We start from the raw sequence: 13,131 nt of genomic DNA, 5'->3' as shown, positions 1-13,131 counted from the left end.
AAAAAGGGAGGCCGCAGGGCCTCCCTTCAGAAATTGTCGTCCGTGCTCGGCACTTGTGGCGCCGGCTCACCTCACACCGTCTTCTGGAAGGCGTGTAGCCCGGGGGCCTGGCCGATCCTGTTGGATGGCTGGCCGCGACCGCCCGCCTGGGGCGCGTCGCCGTGGACTGATGTCCGGGCAGTGATTCTGTGGGTAAAGATACCGGACAGGGTGGGACAGCGGATTGCGAAGATTGCTCGGATAAATAGCACTTGCGCAATTTTTCGCCCCGGATCGATAATTCGCCGCAATCGGAACAGAAAAGGCAGAAATCATGAGCAAGCTTGACCGCTACGACCTGAGCATCCTCGCCGAATTGCAGCGCGATGCGCGCATTTCCAACCAGGAACTGGCCGAACGCATCGGCCTGTCGCCATCGCCATGTTCGCGTCGGGTCAAGCAGCTGGAGGACGATGGCTACATCTCGCGCCAGGTGGCCCTGCTCGACCGCAAGAAGCTCGGCCTGAGCCTGACCGCCTACGTGCTGATCGGCATGGACCGCCACACCCCGGAGCGCTTCGAAACCTTCGAGGCAGCCATCCGCAACCTGCCACAGGTCCTCGAATGCAGCCTGGTGACCGGGATGGATGCCGACTACCAGCTAAAGGTGGTGGTGCCGGACATGGACCACTATCAGAAGCTACTGTTGGGCAGCCTGACCCGTATCGAAGGCGTCACCAGCGTGCGCTCGAGCTTCGTGCTCAACCAGGTGCTGGCCAGCACCGAGCTGCCATTGACCCACCTGCGTTAAACGCTCACGCCAGCCGGCGTATACTCGGCTGCTCAGCCTGCCTGGAGAACACTGATGGATCCCGCCGTATTCGAAGAGTGGATGATGATCATCCTGGTCACCGTGCTGATCGGTTTCATGGGCTTCATCGTCTGGGACCTGGCGAAAAAGTCCAAGGCAGGCAGGTTCGGTACGTTGATCCTGTTCTTCGTGCTGGGGCTGGGGGTGTTGGCATTCATCATCAAGAGCGTGGTGGTCGGGTTTCTCGAAGGGGTGTAGGGCTAGGGAAGGTCGTAAGCGCTTTGCGCTCCATCGCCACACAAGGCCGCTGCTACCGCGGCCCCCACCCTGGCTGGCCTAGCGCTGCAACGTCGCCGGCACCTCGCGCCAGCAGCCCTGCTCCAGCCCATCCAGCGCCCAATCGCCGATCCGTACCCGCACCAGGCGCAAGGTCGGCAATCCCACCGCTGCCGTCATCCGCCGCACCTGGCGGTTTCGTCCTTCGCGAATCACCAGCTCCAGCCAGCTGGTCGGCACGCTCTTGCGAAAGCGCACCGGCGGGTTGCGCGGCCATAGCTCAGGCTCTTCCAGGCACCGCGCCTCGGCCGGCAAGGTCGGCCCGTCATTCAGCGCCACACCATCACGCAAGCGCTGCAACTGCTCCTCGCTCGGCTGTCCTTCCACCTGTACCCAATAGGTCTTGGCCAGCTTGTGCTTCGGGTCGGCGATGCGCGCTTGCAGGCCGCCGTCGTTGGTCAGCAGCAACAAGCCTTCGCTGTCGCGATCGAGGCGCCCGGCCGGATACACACCGGGGATGTCGATGAAGTCCTTGAGCGTCGCCCGCCCGTCGCCATCGCTGAATTGGGTCAACACGTCGAACGGTTTGTTGAACAGGATCAGGCGTGGCTCGGCTGGGGGCGCCTTGGGCTGGCGACGCGGGCCGGTGGCAGGCCGCGCCTGGGGGCGGCGCGGCTTGGAACGGGGGGGCATTGACATGGGGCCTCAGCGGAACGGCGGCTCATCGAAACTGCGCAGTTTACGCGAGTGCAGCGAGTTGAGCTCGGTACGCAGCAGGTCGAGCGCGGCAATGCCGATCTTCAGGTGCTGGCTGACCGCGCGGTTGTAGAACGCGTTGGCCGACCCCGGCAGCTTGATCTCGCTGTGCAGCGGTTTGTCGGAAACACACAGCAAGGTGCCGTATGGCACGCGCAAGCGGTAACCCTGGGCGGCAATGGTGCCGCTTTCCATGTCCACCGCCACCGCCCGCGACAGGTTGATCAGCGGCCGCTCCTGGGCCCAGCGCAGCTCCCAGTTGCGGTCGTCGTAGGTCAGCACGGTGCCGGTGCGCAGGCGCTTCTTCAGCTGTTCGCCACGCTCGCCGGTGACCTGCGCGGCGGCTTCCTGCAAGGCCAGCTGCACTTCGGCCAGCGCCGGAATCGGAATGTTCGGCGGCACCACCCGGTCGAGAATGCCATCACGGCGCATATAGGCGTGCGCCAGCACGTAATCACCGATGGTCTGCGACTGCCGCAGGCCGCCACAGTGGCCGATCATCAACCAGCAGTGCGGACGCAGCACTGCCAGGTGGTCGGTGATGTTCTTGGCGTTGGACGGGCCGACGCCAATGTTGACCAGGGTGACGCCGTCGCCGTCGGCGGCGATCAGGTGGTAGGCCGGCATCTGGTAGCGGTGCCATACCACACTGGCCACCAGGGCCTGGGTTTCACCATGGTCCATGCCCTTTTCGATCACCACGTTGCCCGGCAGGACCATACGCACGAAGCGCGGGTCATCACGCAGCTGGTCCAGACCGTGGCTGATGAACTGGTCGACATAGCGGTGGTAGTTGGTCAGCAGGATCCACGGCTGCACGTGGCGCCAGTCGCTGCCGGTGTAGTGCACCAGGCGACGCAGCGAGAAGTCGACCCGCGCTGCATCGAACAGCGCCAGTGGCAGGGTTTCGGCGCCGCCCCAGTCGTACAGGCCGTCGGCAATATTGTCGGTGGCCGCCGACAGGTCGGTGCTGGGGAACACGCGCGCCAACTGGGCGGCGGTAATGCCGCTGCCGGCCAGCTCGTCACCCTGGTCGACGACGTATGGGTAAGGGATGTTCTGCTCGCTGATGCCAACCTCTACCGTCACCGTGTAGTCATGCATCAGCGGGCGCAGCTGCTCCAGCAGGTAGGCACGGAACGCGGCCGGCTGGGTGATGGTGACGCTGTAGGTACCGGCCACCTGCACCTTGGCATAGGCCCGCGTGGTGGCGGCGACTTCACCGTGGCTGTAGTAGGTCAGGCGCAGCGCGGGATAGCGGAACAGGTCGCGCGCTTCGGCGTCCGGCTCGGTACGGTCCTTCAGGTAACGCTTGAGGGCCTGGCTGAGGGCCCCGGTGGCCTGGTCATGCAAGGCCGCCAGACGGTCGACGGCCTGTTCGGGGGTATCAACGACTACAAACGCTTGGCTCACACTGTGCTTCCTGTCTGGACATGCCTGTGAACCATCTTGCCTGCCTTCGTGGCTAAATACACCCCCATTGATCGGTGTTAATCAGCAGGCCAGCGCTGTTCCTTGTAGGAGCGGCCTTGTGCCGCGATGGGCTGCAAAGCAGCCCCGGCAATTTGTGCATCGGCGCTGAACCTCGGGGGCTGCTTCGCAGCCCATCGCGACACTAGGCCGCTCCTACAAGTTCTGTGCATGGTATGGAGGCAGCGCAAGACCTGTTGCAGCGGACCACGCCAGCTCAGTTGCTCCAGACTGGCGTGGCCCGCATCACCAGAGCCTGCACATCGACACCCCGCGGCAAGGCCCCGTAAACCCTGCCTCCACCCGCCAGCCGGCTGTCGATGAACGCATCACTCACCACCGCATTCCCTGCTTCCAGCAACAGCTTGGCCTGCAGCGCCAGCGCAATGTCCTCGGTCAGTTGCCGCGCGCGATATTGCAGGTCGCCGGTGTCGGCAAACGCGCCCTTGAGGTTGCCGATATGTGCAGCCAGACGCGGGTCGCCGTGCCCGTCGCCCAATTCGGCGAACAACGCATCGAGCACACCTGGCTCCTTCGACAACGCACGCAGCACATCCAGACACTGCACGTTGCCCGAACCTTCCCAGGTCGAGTTGACCGGCGCCTCGCGGTACAGCCTCGGCAGGATGCTGTCCTCTACATAACCCGCGCCGCCCATGCATTCGGCAGCCTCGTTGATCATGGCTGGCGCACGTTTGCAGATCCAGTACTTGCCCACCGCCGTCACCAGGCGGGCGAAATGCGCCTGCTGCGGGTCGTCCAGCTGTTCCAGCGCCTGCCCCATGCGCAGGCTCAAGGCCAGTGCCGCCTCGCTTTCCAGAGCCAGGTCCGCGAGGACGTTCTGCATCAATGGCTGCTCGTTCAGCAACCGCCCGCCAACCGTGCGGTATGCACAATGGTGGGCCGCCTGGGTCAACGCCTGGCGCATCAGGGCACTGGAGCCAACCATGCAGTCGAAGCGGGTCATCGCCACCATCTCGATAATGGTCGGCACGCCCCGCCCTTCTTCCCCGACCATCCACGCCAGGGCACCGCGGAACTCCACCTCGCTGGAGGCGTTGGAGTGGTTGCCCAGCTTGTTCTTCAAGCGCTGGATATAGAACTGGTTGCGGCTGTCGTCCGGGCGGTGGCGTGGCAGCAGGAAGCAGCTCAGGCCTTTTTCGGTCTGCGCCAGGGTCAGGAAGGCATCGCACATGGGTGCCGAACAGAACCACTTGTGCCCGACCAGCTCGTAGGCCTGGCCCGGGCCCGCCGCGCCGACCGGATAGGCCCGGGTGGTGTTGGCCCGAACATCGGTACCGCCCTGCTTCTCGGTCATTGCCATGCCCAGGGTGACTCCGGCCTTGTGGCGGTCGCCGACGTTGCGCGGGTCATAATGGCAGGCGAGGATTTTCGGCAACCAGTATTCGGCCAGTTCGGGCTGCAGGCGCAGCGCCGGAACTGCGGCGAAGGTCATGGTCAGCGGGCAGCCGGTACCGGCCTCGGCCTGGCTGTGCAGGTAGGTCATCGACGCCCGCGCCACATGCGCACCGGGACGCGGCTCGGCCCACGGCAGCGAAGGCAAGCCGTGCTCCACCGCCGTACGCATCAGCTCATGGTAGGCCGGGTGGAACTCGACCAGGTCGATGCGATGGCCGTAGCGGTCGTGGCTGCTGAACTCCGGTTTGTGTGCATTGGCCAGGAAGCCGGCCTGCATCAGCGGGCCGCCGGCCAGGGCACCGTAGGCATCGATTCGCGACTCGGCCCAACCTGCGCCGAAACGCCGTGACCATTCCTGCAACGGCAGGTCGAGGCGGTACAGGTTGGCACCGTCGAGCGGCGGTGGCTGGTTGGTGACTTGGTGGGTTTCAGCGTACTGGTGCAGGTTCATCGGGGGCTCCTGGATCCGGGTAGCTTGAAGCCCCAGTGAAGCACTCCCTGTGGGTCAGTCAAAGTGACATTAACGACTAAACGTGCGGCTGGCGCATGTCGCAGGCATGCCCGCGCCTGCTTCCACTGGAGCAATGCCCTGTTTTCAAAGCGAATGCCGCATCTGCTGGCTATGCGCGGCAAACTGGCCCTGGGCGACCGTCATGTTAAGGCTCAGCTCGAAACGGCTTCCCAGCCCTCGCGTCGATTCATGCGACAACTGCGCCCCCAGCAACTCGCCCATCTGCCGGCAGATCGACAGACCAATGCCCAGCCCGCCATACCGCCGGGTCATCGAGCCATCGACCTGGAAGAAGCGCTGATACAAGGTCGACTGGTCGAGGTCGTCAAAGCCAATGCCACTGTCGCTGACGATGAATGTCAGCGCCAGTTCGTCCGGCCCTAGCCGGCGGCTGCGCACCTGGATCAGCACACCGCCCTGGTGGGTGAACTTCAGGCCGTTATCCACCAGGCAAGCCAGGCAGCGAGCCAGTTTCTGGCCATCACCCAGCAAGCCATCCGGCAGCTCGACCGGGATATCCAGGCTCAGGTACAGACCTTTGCCCAGCGCCTGTCCGGCATAACCGGCGCGCAACCCGTGCAGCAGGTTACGCAGGCTGAACGGTGCCGGCTGCGCACGCAGGCGGCCGGCCTGCAGTTCAGACAGGGTAAGAATCGCATCAACCATGTCCATCATGCCCTGCGCCGAACCCACCGCCGTACGGTGGTACTGGGCCATTTCGGCCTCCATCGGCAAGGTGTGCATCAGCTCCAGCGAACCGATCACGCCGTTCATCGGCGTGCGCAGCTCATGCGTCACGCTGGCCAGGAATTCGTCTTTCAGGCGGTTGCTCCTGGCCAGTTGCAAGTTCAACTGTTCAAGCGTCCGCCCGGCGTCACGCAAGGTCTGCGCCTGCTGCTCGCGCAGGTTGTTGATGCGGTCGGCCAGGGCCAGCGACAACAAGGCCACCTCCAGCGCCGAACCCAGCTGGCTGGCATACATGGTGATGAACACGTTCGGCAGGTAACCCAGCACCATCAGGGTGTTGACCAGGCCACCGAGCAGGAATGCCGTCCAGGCGATGATGAACCAGCGCGCCACGCGCAAGCCATGCCACCAGGCGTACAGCCCGGCGCTGAAGATGCTCACGGTGAACAACAGGGCCAACGCCGTGGCCACGCGCAAGGCGAAGCCATAGGGCATGGTGACCGCCAGCACCATGACCAGCGCACCGCCCAGCATCAATGCTTGCAGCAGCCGGTCGAAGCCAAGGCTGATACTGCCCAGTCGCAGGAAATGCCGGGCGAACTGGCAGCCGAACAGGCCAGCAGCACCGATGAACAGTGGGGTCGAAGCATTCGCCCACCAAGGGCTGTCCGGCCACAGGTAAGCCACGCCGGCGCCGTTCACCGACACCTGGTAAAAGCCGAACGAGGCGATATAGAGGATGTAGTAGAGGTAGCTGACATCGCGCACGCTGAGGTAGATGAACAGGTTGTACACCAGCATCACCAGCAACACGCCATAGATCATCCCCAGCACATACAGGCGCGTCGGCTGCGCCTCCAGATAGGCCTCGGTGGACCACAACGTCAGCGGTGCCTGCAGCGAACCCTGGCTGTGCAGGCGCAGGTAGACGGTGGTTACCTGGCCGGGCGGCAACGGCAACTCGAACAGGTAGTTGTTTTGCCGGATCTGTCGGCTGGCGTAGGGCAAGGCATCGCCGGTGCGCCGGGCCAGGCGGTAGTTGCCGCTGCTGTCGGGCAGGTACAGCTCGAGGTGGTCCAAGGGTGGATACGCCAGTTCCAGCAACCATGGCCGTGGGGCTGCGCCGGGCGGCGCGATGGGGCGTAGTTCGACCTTCAGCCAGAATACCGATGTCGAATACCCGGCGTTCAGCACGTCTTCGGAATGGGAGCGGAAGCGCCTGGCGAAACCAGGGGCACTGACCTGGGCGATGCTGGCACGGCCAGCGACGTCTTCATAGACCTGCATGGCCTTGCCCAGCGGAAGTTGCCGGGTCGCGTCGTCGAAATCGACCGCGCCGGCCAGCATGGGCAGCATCCCCAGAAGCACAATCAGCAAATAGCGCATACAGCCCCAGCATGGCCTGTCCGGTCGAGTCGCGATTGCCTCCCATCCGTTTGAGACGACCTGATCCGGCAGAACCCGTTTATCGAGTTATCCGAGCACTCTAGCATAGCTTCGCAACCTGGCAATCGACCATATCAAACCACAAAGGAAAGGCTCTAGATCAAGGCTTTCAGAAAGAACACCGATAACAAGCTGACTGCATGATCAGCAAAACCCATTTGCCGGACGATCCGCCCAAACAGGATTGGTGGTAAGCTCGCCGACCATGAATATCTACAGCTCCCGCCCCGTTGTCCTCTGTCTCTCCGGCCACGACCCCAGTGGCGGCGCCGGCCTTCAGGCAGATATCGAAGCCCTGCTCGCCCAAGGCTGTCATGCCGCGCCCGCGGTGACTGCCCTGACCGTGCAGGATACCGTCAACGTTTCCGACTTCCGCGTGCTCGACCGCGAGTGGGTGCTGGCCCAGGCCAACGCTGTACTGGCCGACTCCACGGTAGCCGCCGTCAAGCTGGGCATGCTCGGCTCGATCGAGATGGTCGACACCGTCGCCGAGCTGCTGGCCGCGCACCCGCACCTGCCGCTGGTCTGCGACCCGGTGCTGCGGGCCGGTGGGGGTGGCCGCCTGGGCAAGGACGAAGTGGGCTACGCCCTGCGTGAGCGCCTGCTGCCGCTGGCGACCATCGCCACGCCGAACCTGCCCGAAGCACGCATCCTGGCCGAGCTGCCCGAGGGCAGCGCCGATGAGTGTGCCGAGAAACTGTTGCCGTTCTGTAGACACCTGCTGATTACCGGCGGTCACGGCGACGAGGACGAAATTCACAACCGTCTGTACAGCCGCGGCGGCCAGCGCCACACCTGGACCTGCCAGCGCCTGCCGGGCAGCTATCATGGTTCCGGCTGCACCCTGGCCAGCGCCCTGGCCGGGCGCCTGGCCCAGGGCGAACAACTGGACAGCGCCGTGCGCAGCGCCCTGGACTACACCTGGCGCACCCTGCGTGATGCCGAGCAGTTGGGCAAAGGCCAGTTCGTGCCACGTCGCCTGCCGCTGGATTTCTGCTCCTGATACGAGGCCTTGTATGAAGCTACGTGGTCTGTACGCCATAACCGACAGCCAGCTGCTCGCCGGCCGTTTCTTCTCACATGTCGAAGCGGCGCTGGAGGGCGGCGTGTGCCTGCTGCAGTACCGCGACAAGAGCGACGACGCAGCCCGGCGCCTGCGCGAAGCCGAGGGGCTGATGAGACTCTGCGAGCGCTACGGCACCCAGCTGATCATCAATGACGACGCCGAACTGGCCGCGCGCCTGGGTGTCGGCGTGCACCTGGGCCAGACCGACGGCCCGCTGACCCCGGCGCGGGCCTTGCTCGGCCGCCAGGCGACCATCGGTTCCACCTGCCATGCCAACCTTGACCTGGCCGTCCAGGCCGCCCGCGAAGGTGCCAGCTACGTGGCCTTCGGCCGCTTCTTCAATTCCGTCACCAAACCGGGCGCCCCCGCTGCCAATATCGAACTGCTGGAGCAGGCCCGCGCCCAGGTGAAACTGCCGATCGCGGTAATCGGCGGCATTAGCCTCGACAACGCTGCCCCGCTGGTTGCCCATGGCGCCGACCTGCTGGCGGTGATCCACGGCCTGTTCGGTGTCGACAGCGCGCAGGAAGTCACCCGCCGCGCCCGCGCCTTCAACGCCTTGTTCGCATCCTGATTCGAGAGAACCTTCCATGTCCCGTTCCGAAGCCCTGTTCGCCCAAGCCCAGAAGCACATCCCCGGTGGCGTCAACTCGCCGGTCCGCGCTTTCCGCAGCGTTGGCGGCACACCGCTGTTCTTCAAGCATGCCGAAGGCGCCTACGTCGTTGACGAGGACGACAAGCGCTACGTCGACTATGTCGGCTCGTGGGGCCCGATGATCCTCGGCCACGGTCACCCGCAGGTACTGGACTCGGTACGCAAGCAGCTGGAGCATGGCCTATCCTACGGCGCGCCGACTGCCATGGAAACCGAAATGGCCGACCTGGTCTGCTCGCTGGTGCCGTCGATGGAAATGGTGCGCATGGTCAGCTCCGGCACCGAAGCCACCATGAGCGCCATCCGCCTGGCCCGCGGCTACACCGGCCGGGACGCCATCATCAAGTTCGAAGGCTGCTACCACGGTCACTCCGACAGCCTGCTGGTAAAAGCCGGTTCCGGCCTGCTGACCCAGGGCGTGCCGAGCTCGGCTGGCGTACCGGCGGACTTCGCCAAGCACACCCTGACCCTGCCATTCAACGACATCGCCGCCGTCGAGAAGACCCTGGCCGAAGTCGGCCAGACCGTGGCCTGCATCATCGTCGAGCCAGTGGCCGGCAACATGAACTGCGTCCCGCCGGCACCCGGCTTCCTCGAAGGCCTGCGTGAGCTGTGCGACAAGCACGGCGTGGTACTCATCTTCGACGAAGTGATGACCGGTTTCCGCGTTTCCCTGGGTGGCGCGCAGGGCCACTACGGCATCAAGCCGGACCTGTCGACCTTCGGCAAGATCGTCGGCGGCGGCATGCCGGTTGGCTGCTTCGGCGGCAAGCGTGAAATCATGGGCTGCATCGCCCCGCTCGGCCCGGTCTACCAGGCCGGCACCCTGTCGGGCAACCCGTTGGCCATGGCCGCCGGCCTGACCACCCTGAAGCTGATCAGCCGCCCGGGCTTCCACGCCGAGCTGACCGACTACACCAGCCGCATGCTCGACGGCCTGCAACAGCGCGCCGATGCTGCTGGCGTGCCGTTCGTCACCACCCAGGCTGGCGGCATGTTCGGCCTGTACTTCAGCGGCGCCGACGACATCGTTACCTTCGACGACGTGATGGCCAGCGATGCCGAGCGCTTCAAGCGCTTCTTCCACCTGATGCTCGACGGTGGCGTGTACCTGGCACCGAGCGCATTCGAGGCGGGCTTCACCTCCATTGCCCATGGTGACAAGGAGCTGCAGATCACCCTGGATGCGGCGGAAAAGGCTTTTGCAGCGCTGAAGTAACGCGCTGCAACGTGCTTTTGTGGGAGCGGCCTTGTGCCGCGAAAGGGCCGCAAAGCGGCCCCAGGGCTTCAGCAGTCATGCACAGATTGCTGTGCTTGCTTCGCAGCCGTTTGGCGACACAAGGCCGCTCCCACAGAGGCCGGCACAGGCAATAAATCCCCCTGCCCAATCAGCTGACTTCCCCAACCAAGCAGAAAATCGAGTAAAACTTTGTAAGGTTGGCGCTGCTTATCCCATAATGTGCCACCAGAGACATTGGCCGCAGCTTTGCAGAGGTAAGTCGATCCCCATGAACCGCACCGGCCGCGCCCTGACCCTGGGCTGCCTGTTGCTTCTTCAGCCCCTGCTGGCCCTGGCAGAGGGCGGTAACTCGTTGCTGATTCCGGCGACGGGCCGCTGCACCTTGAACGTGCAGCCTGAAGACCTGGCAAACGCCCTGAAGGCCTGCGAACAGGCGGCGACGGCGGGGGACGCCCAGGCGCAATTCGAACTCGGCGACTACTACTACTCGCAAACCCCGAAAAACCTCGACAAAGCCCTGGATTGGCTGCAGAAGGCCTCGTTGCAGGGCCATGCCGAAGCCCAGTACCGCCTGGGCGCCATGTTCTACCGTGGCGAAGGGGTCAAGGCCAACAATGTGCAAGCTTACATCCTGCTGAAGATGGCAGCGGTCAACGGCGCCGAGGATGCGCTGGACATGGCTGACGAAGTGACCGAGAAAATGCCCCGCGACGAGCTGGAACATGCCACCCAGGTGCTCGGCCAGATCTTCCGCAAATACTTGCTGGAGCTGCAGAACGCCGAAGGGCGCACACCGTTCTCGCCACTTCCCTGAAGGTCACTTCTCCGGCATCGGCATGGGGAACGGCATCACGTTGCCGCCGCCCTTGGCTTCGCTGATCTTGGCGGTGCCCAGGCGCTCCACCTCATCGATGCGCACGATCGAATGCAGCGGCACGAAACTGCGGATTACCCCGTCGAACTGGCTCTTGAGCTTTTCTTCGCTCGGGTCCACCACCAGCTGCGAGCGTTCGCCGAAGACAAACTCCTCGATTTCCAGGAAGCCCCACAGGTCGCTCTGGTAGATCTGCTTGGCATACATCTCGAAGACCTGCCCCTGGTTGAGGAAGATCACCTTGTAAATGGCGGGTTCGCGTTTGCTCATGTTCGGCGGGATAACACATGCTTGAGAAAAGGCAGGCATGATAGCAGACCGGCTTGCCGATCTGTGTTGCCCGCCGGAGAACAGGCCAGACATACCGTTGGACGTTTCAGTGCTTTCGCCACTGCCATTCAAGGGTTATTCTTGAGTTCACCTTCATTGCCGTCGGGCGGCTAAAAACGACCTTGAACGCACCCATACAACCCCATCGTTTCATCCTCGAACCTTTCGAGGCCCACCGTTTCGCCAACCTGTGCGGCCAGTTCGACGAGCACTTGCGCCTGATCGAACAGCGCCTGGCGATCGAGATCCGCAACCGCGGCAACCAGTTCGAGCTGATTGGCGACCCCAAGACCACTTCCGCCGCCGAGCAGCTGCTGCGCCGCCTCTACCGTGAAACCAAGGCCACCGAGCTGTCGCCGGAAACCGTGCACCTGTACCTGCAGGAGTCGACCGTCGAAAACATCGACAACCCGGCAGTCAACGAGGTCAGCGTGTCGCTGCGCACACGCAAGGGCAATATTCGCCCGCGCGGGGTCAACCAGCAGCGCTACGTCAAGGAAATCCTGGCCAACGACATCAACTTCGGCATCGGCCCGGCCGGTACTGGCAAGACCTACCTGGCCGTGGCCTGCGCCGTCGACGCGCTGGAACGCGAACAGGTGCGCCGCATCCTGCTGGTGCGCCCGGCGGTCGAGGCCGGCGAAAAGCTCGGCTTCCTGCCCGGCGACCTGGCCCAGAAGATCGACCCGTACCTGCGCCCGCTGTACGACGCCCTGTACGAAATGCTCGGTTTCGAACACGTGGCCAAGCTGATCGAGCGCCAGGTGATCGAGATCGCCCCGCTGGCCTACATGCGTGGCCGCACCCTGAACAACAGCTTCATCATCCTCGACGAAAGCCAGAACACCACGCTGGAACAGATGAAAATGTTCCTCACCCGTATCGGCTTCGGCTCTACGGCGGTCATTACCGGCGACATCACCCAGGTCGACCTGCCTCGTGGCACCAAGTCCGGCCTGGCACACGTCATCGAGGTACTGAAGGACGTTCCGGGGATCAGCTTCACCCACTTCCAGCCCAAAGACGTGGTTCGTCACCCACTGGTGCAGCGCATTGTCGAAGCCTACGACCGCTTCGATGCCCGCCAGGCCAAGCCCGAGGCGCCCGGCAAAGATGCTTGAACTCGACATTCAACGGGCCACCGATGCTACCGCCCCGGATGACACCGCTTTCCACCAGTGGTGCGAACTGGCTCTGCGCCAGCGCAGCGCCGACTCGGAACTGACCATTCGCCTGGTCGACGAAGCCGAAGGGCGCGAACTGAACCACACCTACCGGCACAAGGACTATGCGACCAACGTGCTGTCGTTCCCGGCCGACGTCCCTGATGACCTGCTCGATATCCCGCTGCTGGGCGACCTGGTGATCTGCGTGCCGGTGGTCGAGCGCGAAGCGGCCGAACAGGGCAAGTCGCTCGAAGCGCACTGGGCACACCTGGTTATCCACGGCTGCCTGCACCTGCTCGGCTACGACCACATCGAGGATGAGGAAGCCGAGGAAATGGAAGGCCTGGAACGGGAATTGCTGGCAGAGCTCGGTCACCCCGACCCCTACGCCGACGATGAAACCGACTCAATCACACACTGATACACGAAGGATCACGAGAACCGC

Annotated in this window: 13 protein-coding genes; 8 read left to right on the top strand and 5 right to left on the bottom strand. The window is 64.0% G+C overall.

Annotation, left to right across the window (positions count from 1 at the left end; all coding sequences use genetic code 11):
• Positions 1–313: 313 nt before the first annotated feature.
• Entirely contained in the window at positions 314–790 is a 477-nt protein-coding gene (locus tag ACVWZT_RS12090) for an Lrp/AsnC family transcriptional regulator (RefSeq protein WP_003249795.1), read from the top strand.
• Between the two features lie 54 nt (positions 791–844).
• Entirely contained in the window at positions 845–1,048 is a 204-nt protein-coding gene (locus ACVWZT_RS12085) for a DUF2788 domain-containing protein (RefSeq protein WP_013974331.1), read from the top strand.
• A gap of 78 nt (positions 1,049–1,126) precedes the next feature.
• Here the strand turns inward: ACVWZT_RS12085 and ACVWZT_RS12080 are convergent, their stop codons facing one another.
• From ACVWZT_RS12080 to ACVWZT_RS12065, 4 genes are all read right to left on the bottom strand, one after another.
• On the bottom strand, positions 1,127–1,765 hold the full coding sequence (locus tag ACVWZT_RS12080; protein ID WP_296231281.1) for a pseudouridine synthase: 639 nt from the start codon (positions 1,763–1,765) through the stop codon (positions 1,127–1,129).
• Positions 1,766–1,771: 6 nt separating this feature from the next.
• The gene (amn, locus tag ACVWZT_RS12075) at positions 1,772–3,235 is read right to left on the bottom strand and encodes an AMP nucleosidase (protein WP_296231279.1); all 1,464 of its coding nucleotides are present in this window, start codon (positions 3,233–3,235) and stop codon (positions 1,772–1,774) included.
• 274 nt (positions 3,236–3,509) lie between these two features.
• A complete protein-coding gene (locus ACVWZT_RS12070; protein WP_457469484.1) occupies positions 3,510–5,162 on the bottom strand; it encodes an acyl-CoA dehydrogenase family protein in 1,653 nt (550 codons plus the stop codon).
• A gap of 144 nt (positions 5,163–5,306) precedes the next feature.
• The gene (locus ACVWZT_RS12065) at positions 5,307–7,295 is read right to left on the bottom strand and encodes a sensor histidine kinase (RefSeq protein ID WP_457469482.1); all 1,989 of its coding nucleotides are present in this window, start codon (positions 7,293–7,295) and stop codon (positions 5,307–5,309) included.
• Between the two features lie 265 nt (positions 7,296–7,560).
• Here ACVWZT_RS12065 and ACVWZT_RS12060 point away from each other — a divergent pair, with 265 nt between their 5' ends.
• The 4 genes from ACVWZT_RS12060 (at position 7,561) to ACVWZT_RS12045 (ending at position 11,130) form a co-directional block, all read left to right on the top strand.
• Positions 7,561–8,358, top strand: a complete 798-nt coding sequence (locus tag ACVWZT_RS12060) for a hydroxymethylpyrimidine/phosphomethylpyrimidine kinase (protein ID WP_296231273.1) — start codon at positions 7,561–7,563, stop codon at positions 8,356–8,358.
• 13 nt (positions 8,359–8,371) lie between these two features.
• A complete protein-coding gene (gene thiE, locus ACVWZT_RS12055; protein ID WP_296231272.1) occupies positions 8,372–8,995 on the top strand; it encodes a thiamine phosphate synthase in 624 nt (207 codons plus the stop codon).
• A 16-nt stretch (positions 8,996–9,011) separates the two neighbouring features.
• Entirely contained in the window at positions 9,012–10,295 is a 1,284-nt protein-coding gene (gene hemL, locus ACVWZT_RS12050) for a glutamate-1-semialdehyde 2,1-aminomutase (RefSeq protein ID WP_289129819.1), read from the top strand.
• 289 nt (positions 10,296–10,584) lie between these two features.
• A complete protein-coding gene (locus tag ACVWZT_RS12045) occupies positions 10,585–11,130 on the top strand; it encodes a tetratricopeptide repeat protein (protein WP_296231269.1) in 546 nt (181 codons plus the stop codon).
• 3 nt (positions 11,131–11,133) lie between these two features.
• Here the strand turns inward: ACVWZT_RS12045 and ACVWZT_RS12040 are convergent, their stop codons facing one another.
• Positions 11,134–11,460, bottom strand: a complete 327-nt coding sequence (locus ACVWZT_RS12040) for a DUF1820 family protein (RefSeq protein ID WP_170032856.1) — start codon at positions 11,458–11,460, stop codon at positions 11,134–11,136.
• Between the two features lie 182 nt (positions 11,461–11,642).
• On the opposite strand from ACVWZT_RS12040, the gene ACVWZT_RS12035 reads away from it, so the two are divergent.
• Positions 11,643–12,641, top strand: a complete 999-nt coding sequence (locus ACVWZT_RS12035) for a PhoH family protein (protein WP_296231265.1) — start codon at positions 11,643–11,645, stop codon at positions 12,639–12,641.
• Entirely contained in the window at positions 12,634–13,107 is a 474-nt protein-coding gene (ybeY, locus tag ACVWZT_RS12030; protein WP_457469480.1) for an rRNA maturation RNase YbeY, read from the top strand. The genes ACVWZT_RS12035 and ybeY overlap by 8 nt, the downstream gene beginning before the upstream one ends.
• Positions 13,108–13,131 lie beyond the last annotated feature (24 nt).

This window comes from Pseudomonas sp. TE21394, assembly GCF_054057835.1.
This window is presented reverse-complemented; position numbering and strand designations above follow the sequence as displayed.